19 protein-coding genes are annotated in these 16,192 nt (G+C 64.0%); 8 read left to right on the top strand and 11 right to left on the bottom strand.

What is annotated here, in order from left to right:
• The first annotated feature begins 63 nt into the window (after window positions 1–63).
• Window positions 64–1,235, top strand: a protein-coding gene (locus M529_RS28080) for an IS3 family transposase (protein ID WP_152522521.1) whose coding sequence is annotated in 2 segments (ribosomal slippage) — window positions 64–316 and window positions 316–1,235 — 1,173 coding nt in all. Because the reading frame shifts where the segments join, the coding sequence is not laid out codon by codon here.
• A gap of 29 nt (window positions 1,236–1,264) precedes the next feature.
• Here M529_RS28080 and M529_RS0124120 read toward each other — a convergent pair.
• Window positions 1,265–2,316, bottom strand: a protein-coding gene (locus M529_RS0124120) for an IS3 family transposase (RefSeq protein WP_408021264.1) whose coding sequence is annotated in 2 segments (ribosomal slippage) — window positions 1,265–2,064 and window positions 2,064–2,316 — 1,053 coding nt in all. Because the reading frame shifts where the segments join, the coding sequence is not laid out codon by codon here.
• Between the two features lie 197 nt (window positions 2,317–2,513).
• Between M529_RS0124120 and M529_RS48110 the strand changes: the two genes are divergently transcribed.
• Complete coding sequence (locus tag M529_RS48110) at window positions 2,514–3,386, top strand: SIR2 family protein (RefSeq protein WP_084490802.1); 873 nt, start codon at window positions 2,514–2,516, stop codon at window positions 3,384–3,386.
• An 87-nt stretch (window positions 3,387–3,473) separates the two neighbouring features.
• On the opposite strand, the gene M529_RS28090 is transcribed toward M529_RS48110, so the two are convergent.
• Together M529_RS28090 and M529_RS28095 are read right to left on the bottom strand one after the other, a co-directional pair.
• Complete coding sequence (locus M529_RS28090) at window positions 3,474–3,779, bottom strand: type II toxin-antitoxin system RelE/ParE family toxin (protein WP_021316613.1); 306 nt, start codon at window positions 3,777–3,779, stop codon at window positions 3,474–3,476.
• Window positions 3,776–4,081 (bottom strand): type II toxin-antitoxin system RelB/DinJ family antitoxin, encoded by a 306-nt coding sequence (locus tag M529_RS28095; protein WP_021316614.1) that lies wholly within the window; start codon window positions 4,079–4,081, stop codon window positions 3,776–3,778. The genes M529_RS28090 and M529_RS28095 overlap by 4 nt, the downstream gene beginning before the upstream one ends.
• A 547-nt stretch (window positions 4,082–4,628) precedes the next feature.
• Here M529_RS28095 and M529_RS28100 point away from each other — a divergent pair.
• Complete coding sequence (locus M529_RS28100; RefSeq protein WP_021316615.1) at window positions 4,629–4,844, top strand: helix-turn-helix transcriptional regulator; 216 nt, start codon at window positions 4,629–4,631, stop codon at window positions 4,842–4,844.
• Window positions 4,841–5,035 carry a helix-turn-helix domain-containing protein gene (locus M529_RS28105; protein WP_021316616.1) on the top strand — a complete coding sequence of 65 codons (195 nt, stop codon included), beginning with the start codon at window positions 4,841–4,843 and terminating at the stop codon, window positions 5,033–5,035. The genes M529_RS28100 and M529_RS28105 overlap by 4 nt, the downstream gene beginning before the upstream one ends.
• On the opposite strand, the gene M529_RS0124125 is transcribed toward M529_RS28105, so the two are convergent.
• The gene (locus tag M529_RS0124125) at window positions 5,010–6,224 is read right to left on the bottom strand and encodes a tyrosine-type recombinase/integrase (protein ID WP_040600188.1); all 1,215 of its coding nucleotides are present in this window, start codon (window positions 6,222–6,224) and stop codon (window positions 5,010–5,012) included. The two genes, M529_RS28105 and M529_RS0124125, sit on opposite strands and share 26 nt — an antisense overlap.
• Before the next feature lie 302 nt (window positions 6,225–6,526).
• On the opposite strand from M529_RS0124125, the gene M529_RS28110 reads away from it, so the two are divergent.
• Complete coding sequence (locus M529_RS28110) at window positions 6,527–7,753, top strand: NAD(P)/FAD-dependent oxidoreductase (protein WP_021316619.1); 1,227 nt, start codon at window positions 6,527–6,529, stop codon at window positions 7,751–7,753.
• 5 nt (window positions 7,754–7,758) lie between these two features.
• On the opposite strand, the gene M529_RS28115 is transcribed toward M529_RS28110, so the two are convergent.
• Entirely contained in the window at window positions 7,759–8,232 is a 474-nt protein-coding gene (locus tag M529_RS28115; protein WP_021316620.1) for a 2'-5' RNA ligase family protein, read from the bottom strand.
• A 37-nt stretch (window positions 8,233–8,269) separates the two neighbouring features.
• Window positions 8,270–8,809 carry a peroxiredoxin gene (locus tag M529_RS28120; RefSeq protein WP_031294289.1) on the bottom strand — a complete coding sequence of 180 codons (540 nt, stop codon included), beginning with the start codon at window positions 8,807–8,809 and terminating at the stop codon, window positions 8,270–8,272.
• Window positions 8,810–8,911: 102 nt separating this feature from the next.
• On the opposite strand from M529_RS28120, the gene M529_RS28125 reads away from it, so the two are divergent.
• Window positions 8,912–9,334: a hypothetical protein gene (locus M529_RS28125; RefSeq protein WP_021316622.1), complete on the top strand. Its 423-nt coding sequence runs from the start codon at window positions 8,912–8,914 to the stop codon at window positions 9,332–9,334.
• 1 nt (window position 9,335) lies between these two features.
• Here M529_RS28125 and mltG read toward each other — a convergent pair whose 3' ends face one another.
• From mltG to M529_RS28140, 3 genes are all read right to left on the bottom strand, one after another.
• Entirely contained in the window at window positions 9,336–10,307 is a 972-nt protein-coding gene (gene mltG, locus M529_RS28130) for an endolytic transglycosylase MltG (RefSeq protein ID WP_021316623.1), read from the bottom strand.
• 7 nt (window positions 10,308–10,314) lie between these two features.
• Window positions 10,315–11,574: a beta-ketoacyl-ACP synthase II gene (fabF, locus tag M529_RS28135; RefSeq protein WP_031294290.1), complete on the bottom strand. Its 1,260-nt coding sequence runs from the start codon at window positions 11,572–11,574 to the stop codon at window positions 10,315–10,317.
• A gap of 206 nt (window positions 11,575–11,780) precedes the next feature.
• Window positions 11,781–12,014: an acyl carrier protein gene (locus M529_RS28140; protein ID WP_007689016.1), complete on the bottom strand. Its 234-nt coding sequence runs from the start codon at window positions 12,012–12,014 to the stop codon at window positions 11,781–11,783.
• 207 nt (window positions 12,015–12,221) lie between these two features.
• On the opposite strand from M529_RS28140, the gene M529_RS28145 reads away from it, so the two are divergent.
• On the top strand, window positions 12,222–13,442 hold the full coding sequence (locus M529_RS28145) for a glycosyltransferase family 87 protein (protein WP_021316625.1): 1,221 nt from the start codon (window positions 12,222–12,224) through the stop codon (window positions 13,440–13,442).
• A 34-nt stretch (window positions 13,443–13,476) separates the two neighbouring features.
• On the opposite strand, the gene fabG is transcribed toward M529_RS28145, so the two are convergent.
• Both fabG and fabD read right to left on the bottom strand, forming a co-directional pair.
• Window positions 13,477–14,217, bottom strand: coding sequence for a 3-oxoacyl-[acyl-carrier-protein] reductase (gene fabG, locus M529_RS28150; RefSeq protein WP_021316626.1), 741 nt, complete (start codon window positions 14,215–14,217; stop codon window positions 13,477–13,479).
• Between the two features lie 20 nt (window positions 14,218–14,237).
• A complete protein-coding gene (gene fabD / locus M529_RS28155) occupies window positions 14,238–15,173 on the bottom strand; it encodes an ACP S-malonyltransferase (protein WP_021316627.1) in 936 nt (311 codons plus the stop codon).
• A 179-nt stretch (window positions 15,174–15,352) separates the two neighbouring features.
• Between fabD and M529_RS28160 the strand changes: the two genes are divergently transcribed.
• A partial coding sequence (locus tag M529_RS28160; RefSeq protein ID WP_031294292.1) for a TolC family protein occupies window positions 15,353–16,192 on the top strand: 840 nt, incomplete at its 3' end.

Here is a 16,192-nt window from a genome sequence, read left to right on the forward strand (position 1 = left end):
TGACGTGACCCCCTGATTTTCCTCCAAGTGTGATTAGAGTCCGGCCTGATAGAAGGACGGACGATGAAGCGTACAAGGTTCACGGAAGAGCAGATCATTGCGGTGCTGAAGGAGGCCGAGGCTGGCGCCAAGACCGGCGATCTGGCGAGGCGGCACGGTGTGTCTGAAGCGACGATCTATAACTGGAAGGCCAGGTATGGCGGCCTGGAGGTTTCCGAGGCGAAGCGGCTGCGGGCGCTCGAGGACGAGAACGCCAAGCTCAAGCGGCTCCTGGCCGAGGCGATGCTCGACAATGCTGGCCTGAAGGACCTTCTCGCAAAAAATTGGTGACGCCCGCTGCCAAGCGAGAGGCGGTCGCTCGTCTCCAGGCGGTCCTGGGGATGAGCGAGCGGCGGGCGTGCCGTGTCATCGGCGCTGACCGGAAGAGCATGCGTTACCGGTCGCAGCGGGATGATGATTCCGACCTTCGGTCGAAGCTGCGCGAGCTGGCGCAGCAGCGCCGCCGTTTCGGCTATCGCCGGCTGCACATCCTGCTGCGGCGGGAGGGCGTGGTGATCAACCGCAAGAAGACCCAGCGGCTCTACCGCGAGGAGAACCTGGCGGTCCGACGAAGACGCAACCGCCGCCGTGCCATCGGCGCGCGGGCGCCAGCGCCCGTGCTGGCGTTGCCCAACCAGCGCTGGAGCCTTGACTTCGTGCACGATCAGATGGCGTCGGGACGCCGGTTCCGGGTGCTCAACATCGTCGATGACGTGACCCGCGAGTGCCTGCGCGCGGTACCGGACACCTCGATCTCGGGGCGCAGGGTCGTGCGCGAGCTAACCGATCTTATCGCCGAGCGCGGCAAGCCAGGCATGATCGTCAGCGATAACGGCACCGAGCTGACGTCGAACGCGGTCCTGGCCTGGTGCGCGGAGATCGGCGTGGAGTGGCATTACATCGCCCCCGGCAAGCCGATGCAGAATGGCTACGTCGAGAGCTTCAACGGCCGCATGAGGGACGAACTGCTAAACGAGACGCTGTTCCTCAGCCTAGACCATGCCCGTGTGGTGATCGCCGCATGGGCGGAGGACTACAACCAGGAGCGCCCGCACTCAGCCCTTGGATACGAGACCCCAGCGGCCTTCGCCGCTGAACTGCATAAGCAATGGCCTGCTTCGCTACGCCCTACGGGCTCCGCTGCGCAGGCCATTGCTCAACCCGCGCTCATGCGCAACAAAGCCGCCGGGCTCTAATTGCTGCTGGTGGAAACCAAGGGGTCACGTCACTTCCCGCCCAGTTTCGAGTGCGGCCTGACGTGGTTGTAGTCGTGCTGCCAAGCGTCGAGCACAAAGCGGGCATGCGCCAGTGAGGTGAACAGCGTCTCATTGAGGCACTCGTCGCGCAGCCGGCCGTTGAAGCTCTCGACGAAGCCGTTCTGCATCGGCTTGCCCGGCGCGATGTAATGCCACTCGACCCGACGCTCTTGCGACCAGCGCAGGATGGCCGACGAGGTCAGTTCGGTGCCGTTGTCGCTGACCACCGTATGCGGCTTGCCGCGCAGTCCGATCAGCCGCGTCAGCTCCCGCGCGACCCGCACGCCCGACAGCGACGTGTCGGCCACCAGCGCGAGGCATTCCCGCGTGTAATCATCGACCACGCACAGGATGCGAAAGCGACGGCTGCACGTCAGCGTGTCGGAGACGAAGTCCAGCGACCAGCGCTGGTTCGGCCCGTCCGGCAACAGCATCGGCGCTCGCGTGCCCAAGGCCCGCTTACGGCCACCACGACGGCGCACGCGCAGGTTCTCCTCGCGGTAGATGCGCCGCAGCTTCTTGTGGTTGGGCGTCATACCCTCTCGCGCCAGAAGATAGCCCAGGCGACGGTAGCCGAACCGGCGGCGTTCCGCCGCCAGCTCACGCAACCGCGCCCGCAAGGGCGCATCATCAACCCTTGTCGGTTGATACCGGATCACCCTGCGGCTCACGCCAACCAGACTGCACGCCCGACGCTCGCTCAGCCCGTGATGTTCACGAGCATGGGCGACCGCTTCCCGCTTCGCGCCGGGCGTCACCATTTTTTTGACGCCAGATCCTTCAATACGACATTGTCGAGCATCGCCTCGGCCAGTAGCTTCTTCAGCCGGGAGTTCTCCTCCTCCAGCGTCCGCAGGCGCCGGGCCTCCGACACCTCTAGCCCGCCATATTTCGACTTCCATTTGTAGAACGTCGCAGAGCTGATCCCGTGACGCCGGCACACATCTGCCGTCGCCATGCCAGCCTCCTGCTCCTTCAAGATCGCGATGATCTGCTCTTCGCTGAACCTGCTGCGCTTCATTCCGTCCGACTCCTTTCGTCGGACTCTACCTAAAATCGGTCACATTTCAGGGGCTCACGTCAGCACCTGTGTTCGCCATTGGAGCCAAAGATGGTGTGGTGGGGTCTCATTTCCTCAAAGTTCGCGAGCTTAAAGAAACATTTAGTTCGATCTCTAAAAATCTTCAGGGCAACCTTTCGAAAATCAAGATGGCGTGAATGGTTCGCTGGTCCGATACAGCCATTGAGGCGGTCGCGCGTCGGCGCGCGATCGTTGTCCTTGGCGCAGGAAGCTCAATGCATTCAACGCCCGAGGCTGGTTCCACCCGCCCTCCAGATTGGAAGTCTTTTCTACTGACAGCGGCCGACCGCCTCGGTCGCGGACCCAAAAGAGAGGCGAAGAAGCTTGTTGCGGCAAGTGAATATCTTTCAGCTTGCGAAATTATCAAAAGCCATCTGGGAGCAGATTGGCCAAATGCGGTAGACGATGCGTTTGGCAATCAGCGACTTCAGCCGGGGGGCCTTCACACCCAAATTTACGGCTTGGATCTCCCGATCGTGATGACGACAAACTTTGATAAAGTCTACCAAAGTGCTGCAACTCGACTATCATCGTCGACAGTAAAAGTTAAAACATATCGAGACCAAGACCTTGGCTTGCTAGCCAAAGGAAGTTCTACTTCTCGAGTTTTATTGAAAACGCACGGAAGTATCGATGACATAGGGTCAATGATCTTCACTCGTTCTGATTACGTCCGTTTACGAACCGAGTTCCCACTATTCCAGCGCGTTTTGTCGGCTTTAGCTGTGACAAATACGCTAATATTTGTAGGGTGTGGCCTTCGTGATCCTGACATGATTTTACTGCTTGAAGATCTAGCTGCTGCAACAATGGGATTTGGCAAGCACATATGCATTACAGACTCGAAACAAAGCACTGAGCTGGAAAAGGTTTACAATGACTGTTTCGGTCTTGAATGTATAAGATATAAATATGATCCTATTCACTCGCAACTGCCAGTTGCTATTGAGCAGTTGCAACAATTAGCGACAAAGCGCCGATCCGAACTTGCGGCTGCTGCGCTTTGGTAAATACAGATGCACGTCGGCTACTCTTAAGCGCCCGCCAACAAGCTGCCATTCCGCTATCGGCCAAATCTCGGCAGCGTTCAGCGCTATTTACTCCGGCTCGAACTCCGGAGGAATGTCGTGGGGCCACATGCGCGCACCATGGATCACGCGAAGGATGCGGACAGTATCCCCGATGATCTGGTAAGGTGCGATATAGGGCGTGCGCGCGATCACCAATTCGCGCGTGCCTTCGATCCGGCCCGGACGCCCGCTATTCGGGAAATCTTTGAGGCGCTGGGCTGCTGCCTCGATCCGATCGTCCACATCGGCGGCGGCTTGCGGATTATCCTCGGCAATCCAGATGAATATCGCGAGACGATCAGTCGTCGCCCGATTAGACCAAACGAGTTTCATTGCACCGGCTTGATGCCTTTTCGCGCGTTCGCGCGAAGTTCAGCAAACCGCGCGGAAACCTCGGCGTCGTCAATGTCAGGTCGGTCATCATCCAGCGCCTCCTGCACTCGCGCCCGGAACCACTGGTCATAGGCCTGCCGCTCTACCAGCAGTTCCATGGGGGCAACGCCCTCGCGCGCGGTTCGGGTCAGAAGGATGCGCACGGCGTCCGATACCGTAAGCCCCATCCGCTCGAACACGGCGGAGGCGCGGTCCTTCACGTCCGAATCGATTCGGGTCTGAATAAGGGCATTGTTGGCCATGGGATCACTCCTTGGGCTTTATGTAATTCAATCGCATGACAATTGCCACCAGGAAACCGCAAATCACCGTGGTACGAGTGCCACCGGAATGTGCAAATCGGCACTGAAATGCCGGAAGCGGCAGTGTAGTGCCTACTTCAGGAACTTCATTTCCTATCCACTTGCACACCCGGAAAAACCGAGACAGCATACGCACCGGAGGCATAGCAAAAGACGGCTTGGCGGGTCGTCAACAAGAGGTCCGCCATGGCGTGCGACTCGAACAGGTCGATTGCTATTATTTCACGGGCGAAGCGCCCGCTGTTTGCCCTTGCAAGGCACCGCCTCGCTCTGTCTCGGCAAAAGGCGACCGCCGCTTGCTGCCTAGGGCCACCGATGATCCCCTATGGCTGCCGCCTGCGCGAAATCTCCGCCGATCCCCGACATTTGCCGCCGTAGGCCCGCCATAGCCCTATGCGCGCCGATTGCCCCTTGCGGGCTGAGGGACGGCCCGCATTGTTCAACTCATGGGGGAAAGGAATAACTGGCGCATGTATGGAATAAGTCGATGTCCAACACCGATCGTATCATCCGATTGAAGACCGTTCTGGCCCGCACCGGGCTTTCCCGTTCAACCCTTTACCGCAAGATCGCGGACGGGACGTTTCCCGCTCAAATCAGAATCAGCGTTCATGGCGCTGGCTGGCGGGAGTCGTCCGTCGAACGCTGGATGGCCGATCCTGTCAGCTATCGCGAGGAACGGGCCGGGAGCCATGCGCAATGACCGCGCTCCCGCCCCCCGATCCGATCTGCGTCCGCGTCAATGAAGCGGCGCGCATGATCGGCGTCGGTCGCACCAAGCTCTATGAACTGATCGCAGCTGGCGAGGTCGAAACGATGAAGCTCGGCAAGGCAACCCGTATCACCACCGCCAGCCTGCACGATCTGGTCAGGCGACAACGCGGAGCGCTGTAGGCTCGGACGCCGTTGCGGCGGCGTCCTTCCCCTTGCCGCTCTGTGTCTCTGTCCGGTCGAGATATTCGGCCCAACGCGCCATGAGGCTGCGCCGCTTCTCGAAAAAGTCGGTGCGCCGATAGGCGGCTTCGACCTTGTTGGGCAGCTTGTGCGCCAGCGCCTTGTCGGCAACTTCCTTCGGGAAGCGCGTTCGCTCCGCTGCCCAATCGGTAAAGGATGAACGGAAGCCGTGGACCGTTATCCCTGCGATTCCGTCATCTCGCAACAGCTTGGTCATAGTTACATCGCTGATCGGCTTCTCACCATTATGTGAGAACACAAGGCCGGTGTCGCTGGTGCGCTCATTCCAACGCTTGCGCAGCAGCGCAACGACAGGCGCGGAAAGCGGCACGATATGGGCTTCCCGCGCCTTCATTCGCTCGCCAGGAATGCTCCAGATGCCATCATCAAGGTTGAACTCGGACCATACCGCAAAGCGCGTCTCATTAGACCGTACAGCGTTGTAGATGGTAAAGCGCAAGGCATCGCGCCCGGTTGTGGGCGAAGCTCCCGCAAGCTTCTGCATGAGCGCCGGGACTTCGGCATAGGGCATGGCTTCCATATGACCGCGCTTGTCGTTCTGGCGGGGAAGCCCTTTCCGAACGGAGCGGAGTGACACTTCCTCCGGCACCCATCCCTTGACGTGCGCAAAATCCAGAACGACGCTGATGCGCTGGAGGATGCGGCGGGCGGTTTCCGGTATTTCGAGCCAGATTGGCGCAAGCGCCTCGACCACGCAGGCGCTGTCCACTTGGTCTACCGGCTTCTTGCCGATTTTAGGGAAGACGTGCTTTTCGAAGCTGGAGAGCCACTTGGCATGATGCCCACCTTTCCAGCCTTCACGCAGCGTCTCATGACAAATTCGAGTCGCGGCTTCGAAGTTGGGCACGATCTTTCGCGCCTTCCGACGCTCGGCGACTGGATCGAAGCCCTCTCGAACACGGCGGCGTAACGCTGTTGCTGCTTCGCGTGCCTCGGCTAGCGATACGTCCAACGCTGATCCCAGCCCGTAGTCACGGCGTTGCCCGTTTCTCTGCATTCGCAGAACCCATGTCCGCGCCCCGCTGTCCTTCACGAGCAGGCAAAGGCCTCTGCTATCGGTATGCCGACCAGGCTTCGCGTTCTTCACTTTCAAGGTTGTCAGCGCCATCGAGTTTGGTTCCCTGTTAGGGAATTTTTCGCCTCGGTTCCCACATTATGAGGCCAAAAATCGTCCCACTTTCGTTCCCACATTTCGACGTGGATTCAGGCAAATGAGGGCGACCGACCGCGAACATACTGCAATATAAATCGCTGATTTTACAGTGGACTTGGGGACGCTCTGAACCTGCCTGATACGAAAGTTTTAGCGCCTCCTCCGCTACCAAATTTATCCCTTGGCACCCCCTCCTCTTGCCAGCATGTGCAAAGCGCGCCAACAGGCGCCGACGGATAACGAGGGGATGATCAGCCATGAGCCATTATGACGTTCTGATCGTGGGCGCCGGGCATGCCGGGGCGCAGGCGGCGATTGCGCTGCGGCAGCTGGGGTTCGAAGGCACGGTCGGCATGATCGGCGACGAGAAGGATCCGCCCTATGAGCGTCCACCTCTTTCCAAGGAATATTTCGCCGGAGACAAGGAATTCGAGCGCATCCTGATCCGCCCGGCGAGCTTCTGGGCCGAGCGCCAAATCGACCTTCTACTGGGCCATCGCGTGCGGACCGTCGATCCGGCAGCGAAGATCGTCGCCACCGGCGAGGAGGAAATTGGCTACGGCAAGCTGATCTGGTGCACCGGCGGCTCTCCGCGCATGCTGACGTGTAGCGGCGCGGAGGCGGAGAACGTCCATGCCGTGCGTCGCCGCGACGATGTCGACGCGATGAAGGCCAAGATGGACCGCATCCAGCACGTCACGGTGATCGGCGGCGGCTATATCGGGCTGGAGGCGGCCGCCGTACTCAGCAAGTTCGGCAAGCAGGTCGTGCTTCTCGAAGCGCTGGACCGGGTTCTTGCCCGCGTCGCCGGCGAGGAGCTGTCGCGATTCTACGAGGCGGAGCACCGCGCCCATGGCGTCGATCTGCGCACCGGCGCGAAGATGGACTGCATCGAGGTGACGAATGGGCAGGCGACCGCCGTGCTGATGCAGGACGGCGAGCGCATCGCGACCGACATGGTGATCGTCGGCATCGGCATCGTGCCGGAAACCGGGCCCCTGATCGCCGCCGGCGCGGTGGGCGGCAATGGCGTCGACGTCGACGCCTTCTGCCGCACCAGCCTTCCCGACATCTATGCCGTGGGCGACTGCGCCGCCCATGAAAACGGCTTTGCCCGCGGCGCCCGCATCCGCCTGGAGTCGGTGCAGAACGCCAACGACCAGGCCAAGACGGCCGTGATGCATATCCTGGGCAAGGAAGAGCCTTATGACGCCGTTCCCTGGTTCTGGTCGAACCAGTATGACCTGAAGCTCCAGACCGTGGGGCTTTCGATCGGACATGACCACACCATCCTGCGCGGCAACCCGGCCACCCGCAGCTTCTCCGTGCTTTACCTGAAGGGCGGGAAGCTGATCGCGCTGGACTGTGTCAATGCGGTCAAGGACTATGTGCAGGGCCGCGCCCATGTGGTGTCGGGCGCGGTGCTGGACCAGGCGCAGCTCGCCGACGCGTCGATCCCGCTGAAGGAAGTCGGCCTGGCCTGACGCGTTCAGCCGCGAAAGGCGGCCTTCATAGCCAGTTCCCACGGGCCACCACGATAATGCCAGGCCGCCAGTCCGGCGATCACCAGCGGACGCCGCTGAACCTCGCCCTCCAGCCTCCTTGCCAGCGTCCGCGCCTCTTCCGGCGGCGCCTTGTTCTGGATCGTGACGTGCAGCCGGGGCGGCGCACGGTCCTGCGGCGTCAACAGGCCTGCGAAGGCCTCCGCCAACTCCTCCCGCATCGCCATCAGACCAGGGCTTTCAATCCGCAGCGCGACTCCTTTTCCCAGGAACAGCACACCAGCCCAGCAGGCGGCGGGCGCACGTCCCGCGCATATCCGCTGCAGCCTGCGCCGGATTTCGGCCAGCGCGGAGGGCGGCAGATGGTGGAACAGCGTGATATGCGCCGGCACCCGGTTCTGCTCCGGCGGATAATGCGCCTGGCGCAGCGCCTGCACCCAGGCGAAGTCCGCCGGCCCCATCAGCGCCGTGATGATGATAGGCGCAGCGTCGCCGGCCTCAGGCAGCCGCGTTCGCCTTCAGCCAGTCGAGCACCGGCTCGGGCCGCGTCTCGCCATAGGGATCGTCGTCCTCGCCGGCATCGTTGATGCCCGGTTCCTCGAACCAAGCCGACACCCTGCCGTCGTCCACGACCATGGCGTAGCGCCAGCTCCGCGCGCCGAATCCCAGATGGTCCTTGCGTATCAGCATGCCCATGCGCCGGGTGAAGTCCCCCGACCCGTCTGGCAGCAGCTTGACGTTGCGGATGCCCAGATGCCGGCCCCACTGGTACATGACGAACGCGTCATTGACGGAGATGCAATAGACCTCATCCGCCCCGGCCGTGCGCAGGTCCTCATAGATGCGCTCGAAGGCGGGGCATTGTTCCGTCGAACAGGTCGGCGTGAAGGCACCGGGGAGGGAAAAGACGACCACCCGCTTCCCGCGGAACAGCTCGCCGGTCTGCATGTCCTGCCAGCGAAAGGGATTGGGGCCGCCGACGCTTTCGTCGCGTACGCGGGTCTTGAGCGTCACGTCAGGCACCATCCGTCCCAGCATCGTCATCTCCTCTTGTCGGATCGCTTCCACGCCAACAGCGAAGACTGTATGATCGTTCCGCACCCGCCCGGCAACGGGCACGGTTCAGGGGGGATATATCGCATGGGCACGTCACGCTTCTTCTTCGTGATCGCCGTCATCCTGCTGCTGTGGAACCTGATGGGCGTCGTCGCCTTCGTCGGCGAATATACCATGGATCTCGACGCGCTTGCGAAGACCGATCCCGTGGGCGCGCGCATCTTCGCGGCGATGCCGGGCTGGCTCTGGGTTGTGTTCGCGCTGGCGGTGGGCTCCGGGACGCTCGGCGCTCTGGCGCTGCTGCTGAGGAGAAGCGCCGCCGTGCCGCTCTTCGTGATCTCGCTGGCGGCGGTGATCGTCCAGTTCGGCTACACCTTCCTCGCCACCGACCTGATCGCCGCCAAGGGGGTGCTGATCGCAACCGCCTTCCCTGCGCTCATCTTCGTCATCGCGATCTGCCAGCTGCTCTACGCGCGCAGCCTGAAGGCGAAAGGCGTGCTGAAATAGGCTAGAGTTCGCCCCGCGCGCGGCGGATCTCGAACCATTTGCGCACATTCTCATTATGCTGCTGGTAGGTGTCGGCAAAGATGTGGCCGCCCTTCCCGTCCGCGACGAAGTAGAGCGCCTTGGTGTCCGCCGGGTGCAGCACCGCCAGGATCGACAGCCGTCCCGGATTGGCGATCGGCCCCTTGGGCAGGCCGACCATCGCATAGGTGTTATAGTCGTTGACGTCGGCGATCTCCGACTTGCGGATGCGGCGGCCCAGCGGCTTGCCCTTGGTGATCGGGTAGATGATCGTCGGATCGGCCTGCAGCATCATGTTCGCGCGCAGCCGGTTGCCATAGACGCCCGCGACGGTGGGCCGCTCCTTGGGGATGGCGGTTTCCTTCTCCACGATGGACGCCAGGATGATCGCCTCCCTGGGCGACTTGACCACGGCATTGGGCGCCCGTTCCGCCCACAGCTTCGCCAGCAGCTTGTCCATCGCCGTCTGCATCCGCTTCAGCACCGCGGCGCGTGACTCCCCCTTGTCGAACGCATAGCTGTCGGGCAGCACGCTGCCTTCCGCCGGCACCTTGATGTCGCCGGTCAGTTCCTCGTTCGCCATGAGCCGCTCATAGACCAGGATCGACGGCATCCCCTCCGGGATCGTGACGAGCCGGGTCAGCGTCCTGCCGCCCTGCAGGATGGTCAGGATATCGCTGTTGCTGGCGGCCTTGGGGATCAGGAACTCGCCGGCCTTGATCGGCCGGCCGCCGCCGAAGACCTTGGCCCGCGTCACGAAGGCATCGGCCGATCGCAGCGCGCCGGCCCGCTTCAGCAGTACCGCCGCGTCGGACAGCGTCGCGCCCTCGGGCACGACGATGGTGATGTCCTTGGGCGCCGGGCCCGCTTCGCTCCATCCATAGACGAAGCGGAAGGCGATGAAGGCCGCGACGGCCAGGCCAATGAGCAGGATGCCACAGCCAAGCCGCCGCATGGGAAAATCAGACCGCCTTCATGACGAGCGACGCGTTGGTGCCGCCGAAGCCGAAGCTGTTGTTCAGCACCGCGCGCACCTTGCGCTCCTTGGCGACGTGCGGAACCAGGTCCACGCCCGCGCAATTCTCGCTCGGATTGTCCAGATTGAGCGTCGGCGGCACGATCTGGTCGCGCAGCGCCAGGATGCAGAAGATGCTTTCCACCGCGCCCGCGCCGCCCAGCAAGTGGCCGATCGCCGACTTGGTCGAGCTCATCGACAGGCCGCCGATGGCGTCGCCGAACAGACGGCGGACCGCGCCCAGTTCCAGCTCGTCGCCCAGCGGGGTCGAGGTGCCGTGGGCGTTGACATAGTCGATGTCCTCCAGCGCCAGACCCGACTTGCGCAGCGCCATCTGCATGGACCGGAACGCGCCTGACCCCTCCGGATGCGGCGCGGTGACGTGATAGGCGTCGCCCGACAGACCATAGCCGATCACCTCGGCATAGATCTTCGCGCCTCGCGCCTTGGCCCGCTCATATTCCTCCAGCACGACCACACCCGCGCCCTCGCCCATGACGAAGCCGTCGCGGGCCTCGTCCCAGGGGCGGCTGGCCCGCCAGGGCTCGTCGCGGAAGCCGGTGGAAAGCGCGCGCGCCTGCCCGAAGCCGGCGATGCCGATCGGGCACACGGTGCTCTCTGCGCCGCCCGCCAGCATCACGTCGGCATCGTCCATCGCGATCATGCGCGCCGCGTCGCCGATCGAATGCGCACCGGTCGAGCAGGCCGTAACCACGGCATGGTTCGGACCCATGAGGCCGTATTTGATGCTGACCTGACCGGAAATCAGGTTGATGAGGCGCCCGTGCACGAAGTGCGGGGACACGCGCCGGGGGCCCTTGGCAGCGAGCACCAGCGACTCGCTCTCGATACCCGGCAGGCCGCCGATACCCGAACCGATCGAGCAGCCGGCGCGAAAGCGCTCTTCCTCGGTCATGTCGAGAAGGCCGGCGTCCTCGATCGCCTGGCCGGCGGCGTCGATGCCATAGACGATGAACGGATCGACCTGGCGCTGGACCTTGTGGTCGACGCGCTTGTTGGCGTCGAAGCCATATTCATGGTCGGCGGGCTTCACCTCGCAGGCATAGTTGCTCTGGAAATCCGTGGCGTCGAAGCGCGTGATCGTGCCCGCGCCGGATTTCGACGCCAGGATGTTCTTCCAGCTGGTTTCCACATCTCCGCCCAGCGGGCTCACCATGCCAAGGCCGGTTACGACGACACGACGCATATCCTTGCTCCGAAATTCCTTATGGCTTTGCGCCACTCCCTTAGCCCGAGGGGAGGTCCTTGGAAAAGGCCCCCGCGGCGGAAGCGACCCGCGCCAGATACGAAACGGCCCTCCACGTTCCGGGTTCACCGGCAGGAGAGCCGCCTTTTCTGCTTCAGTCCCTGCGCAGCGCTGCCGTGGCCGGCCCGCGCCGCTGCGAGAAAACCTTACTGCTTACTGTCGATATAATCGATCGCATCCTTGACGGTGGCGATCTTCTCGGCAGCGTCGTCGGGGATCTCGACGCCGAACTCTTCCTCGAACGCCATGACCAGCTCAACGATGTCCAGGCTGTCGGCGCCCAGATCGTCGATGAAGCTGGCATCCTCGGTCACCTTCTCGGCTTCGACGCCCAGGTGCTCGACGACGATTTTCTTTACGCGATCCGCGGTCTCACTCATGAGTGGTCCTTCTTACTGGGTATCGTTGATGGTTCTGAACAACCGTTAAGGCATGCCCTAGAGCCAAGCCCCGATAGAGGCAAGAGGGAAGGCAGCCAAGCCCCTTCGTCCCCGCCAGGCAAGGCATAAGCGACAAATGGGTCGGCCGGGCGCGGATGACAAGGCGGCCTTTACCAAAATTTCAGGCGCCTGTGCGAGGGGGTCGGAATGATCGACCGGCTGTGTCCCGACCGCTTCGTCACCCGCGCCCGCGTGCGACTGACCGCATGGCTGATGCTGGCCGCAACGGTGATCGGGCTTTCCGTGCTGTTCGCCGGTAGCCACGGCACGGTGGATCCGCTTGGCAGGCCGCTCGGCACCGACTTCTCGAATGTCTGGACGGCGGGCTGGATGGCCGACCACGGCCGCGCGTCGGAGGTGTGGGACTGGCCGACCCAGCATGCGGTGCAGAAGCAGGTCCACCACGATCCGTCCATTCCCTTCTACGGCTGGCATTACCCCCCACCGTTCCTGATCATCGCGACCCTGCTGGCGCAGCTGCCCTATGTCGCCGCGCTGCTGGTCTGGCAGGGTGTGACCTTGGGGCTCGCGCTGCTGCTGGTGCGGCGCATCCTGCCAGGCGATCGCGACGCGCTGCTGGTCGCGCTCGGCGCGCCGGTGGTGATGGTGTGCCTCGGCCACGGCCAGAACGCCTTTCTCACCGCCAGCCTGCTGGGTGGCGGCATGCTGCTGCTGGACCGGCGCCCCTGGATCGCGGGCCTGCTGCTCGGCGCGCTGGTCTACAAGCCGCAGTTCGCCGTGCTCATACCGGTGCTGATCGCCGCGCGCGGCAACTGGCGCGCCTTCCTCTCGGCTGGACTGACGGTGACGGCGCTCTGCCTGCTGACGCTCGCCATCTGGGGCTGGGCGGTATGGCAGGCCTTCCTCGATTCCCTCCCGCTGACGCAGCACATCATCATCGAAGCGGGCGCGACAGGCTGGGAGAAGATCCAGAGCCCCTTTGCCGCCATTCGCCAGTGGGGTGGCTCGATCCCGCTGGCCTATGCGGTGCAGTCGGCAGTGACGGCGCTCGCCATCCTTGCCGCGGCCATCGCGGCGCGCCGGGGATCGCTAGCGCTGCGCGGCGCGGCGGCACTCAGCGCGGCGCTGCTCTGCACCCCCTATGTGCTGGACTATGACCATGTGCTGCTGGGCGTGGCCATCGCCTTCCTGGCGGCGGACATGGCCCGGCGCGGCCCGCTGCCGTGGGAACGCAGCTGGCTGGCCTATGCGTGGATGGCGCCGCTGTTCGGCCGGGCCATCTCCGAATATACGCATTTCCCGGTGAACCTGGTCGCCGCCATCGTGGTGCTCGCGCTGGCGATGCGGCGGGTGGCCCTGTTCGACGGCATCGGGATACCGACCATATGGAGGCCGGCAAGGGCCTGACGCTTCGCGCTGCGCCCATTGCCGGCAACCGGGATCAGATCATCGCCATCCCCCCATTCACGTGCAGCGTCTGCCCAGTGACGTAACCGGCCTCCCTGCTGGCGAGGTAGACCACCGCAGCGCCGATATCCGCGCCATCGCCCAGGTCGCCAGCGGGGATCTTCTGCAGGATCGCGCTCTTCTGCGCATCGTTCAGCGCATCGGTCATCGCCGACCGGATGAAGCCCGGCGCGACGCAGTTCACGGTGATGCCCCGGCTCGCCAGTTCCTGCCCCAGCGACTTGGACATGCCGATGATGCCCGCCTTCGACGCGGCATAGTTTGCCTGCCCCGGATTGCCGGTTACACCCACGACCGAGGTGATCGACACGATCCGCCCGAAACGCGCCTTCATCATCGGCTTGGCCGCCGCGCGGGCCAGGCGGAACGCCGCCTCCAGATTGACCGCGATCACCTGCGACCATTCCTCGTCCTTCATGCGCAGGATCAGGTTGTCGCGGGTGATGCCGGCATTGTTGACCAGGATGTCCAGTTTCCCGCCCAGCGCTTCCACCGCCTGCGGCACCAGCGCGTCGACAGCGGCCGGATCGCTGAGGTCGCACACCAGCGTCTTGTGATCCCCGCCCAGTTCCGCGGCAAAGGCCTCCAGCTTCGCGGCATTGCTGCCCGACAGCGCCAGCGTGGCACCCTGCGCCGCCAGCGCCCTGGCAATGGCGGAACCAATGCCGCCCGCGGCGCCGGTCACCAGCGCGGTCATTCCCGTAAGGTCGAACATGCTTCTTTTCCTTGTTCTTGTCAGAATGCGGCCAGCGCGGCCTCGATATCGTCCATGGTGACCACGCTGCGCACGGTGGCGTCGGGGGCGATGCGCTTGACCATCGGCCCCAGCACCTTGCCGCCCAGCTCGACGAACTCGGTCACCCCCGCATCCCACATCGCCGCGACGGATTCGCGCCAGCGCACCCGGCCGGTGACCTGCTCGACCAGCCGCGCCTTGATCTCTTCGGGATCGGCGATCGGCGCGGCCAGCACATTGGCATAGACGGGCAGCAGCGGCGCGGCGACGGCCGCCTTGCCCAGCGCCTCCGCCATCGCGTCGGCGGCGGGCTGCATCAGCGGGCAGTGGAACGGCGCCGACACCGGCAGCAGCACACCGCGTTTGATGCCATGGTCCTTGACCATCGCCACCGCCCGCTCGATCGCGCCGCGATGGCCGGAAATCACGACCTGGCTTGGGTCGTTGTCGTTCGCGACGGCGCAGACCTCGCCCTGCGCAGCGGCATCGGCCAGCGCCTGCGCCTTCTCGATATCCGCGCCCAGCAGCGCCGCCATGGCGCCCTCGCCCACCGGCACCGCCGCCTGCATCGCCTGCCCGCGCAGCTTCAGCAGCCGCGCCGTGGTCGCCACGTCGAACGCCTCGACGGCGCACAGCGCGCTATATTCGCCCAGGCTATGCCCGGCGACGAAATCGCCCTTGTCGGCGATCGACAGGCCACCTTCCGCCTGCATCACCCGCAGCGTCGCGATGGCATTGGCCATGATCGCCGGCTGGGCATTCTCGGTCAGCGTCAGGTCGCTGTCGGGGCCTTCCACCATGATGCGGAACAGATGCTGCGACAGCGCCTCATCGACCTCCTGGAACAGCTCGCGCGCAACCGGGCTGGCGTCGGCCAGCGCCTTGCCCATGCCCACGGCCTGGCTGCCCTGCCCCGGAAACAGAAATGCCCTCATTCTTCATCCTCTGACCGAACAGCCTGAAATTGTTTCTCTTTTCAGAACCGTTACACTTTGAGACACAATTGCCGTTGAGGCGATCCGGCGATTTCGGCAGGAAACCGACCGACACCTCGTCCCCCGTCTGCGGGGGCGGCGTGGGGGTCGCTTTAACGACGACGGAGTGCAAGGAAAAGGTGCGATATCGCATTGTTCTGATGGTGGGACCGACATTGGCGCTGGCAGCATGCGCCGCGGGTCCGGACTATCACGCGCCACAGCCCGCCGCGCTGGGAGTGCCCACCGGCTACAGCCAGGGCCCCGCCGCGCCGCTTGACCAGGCGGCGCTCGCCGCCTGGTGGACCCGCCTCAACGACCCGGCCCTGTCGGCCCTGATCGACCGGGCGGTCGCCAACAATCTCGACATCGTGCAGGCGCAGGCGCGGCTGCGGCAGGCCCGGGAGTCGCTGCGCCAGGCCAATGCCGCCTTCCTGCCCCAGGTCAGCGGTTCGGGCAGCGGCGGCCGCAATTACCGCAACCAGGCCGGCGGTACCCGCACCGACAGCAGCGGCAATGTCATCAGCCTGGGCTCCAGCAACTGGTCCAGCACCTACCAGCTCGGTGCCAATGCGAGCTGGCAGCTCGACCTGTTCGGCGAACTGTCCCGCTCCGCCGAGGCTGCCCGGGCGGACCTTGCGGCGTCGGGCTATGATCTCGCCAATGTGCGGATGACGATCATCTCCGAACTGGTGACCAATTACATCCAGGCCCGCCAGGCGCAGGAACAGTTGCGCATCGCGCGGGAAACGCAGCGGGTGCAGCAGGACAATTACGACATCGCCCGCTGGCGCCTGCAGGCGGGCCTCGTCTCCTCGCTCGACGAGCAGCAGGCGCTGGCCCAGCTTTCCCAGACCAGAGCCACCATCCCGCAGCTGGAGGCCAGCCTGCGCGGCAGCCTCAACCGCATCGCCGTGCTGACGGGCGAGGCGCCAGGCGAAGCGACCCGCACGCTGGAGGCGCCCGCGCCGATCCCGACC

This window comes from Sphingobium ummariense RL-3, from assembly GCF_000447205.1.
GTDB classification, from domain to species: Bacteria; Pseudomonadota; Alphaproteobacteria; order Sphingomonadales; family Sphingomonadaceae; genus Sphingobium; species Sphingobium ummariense.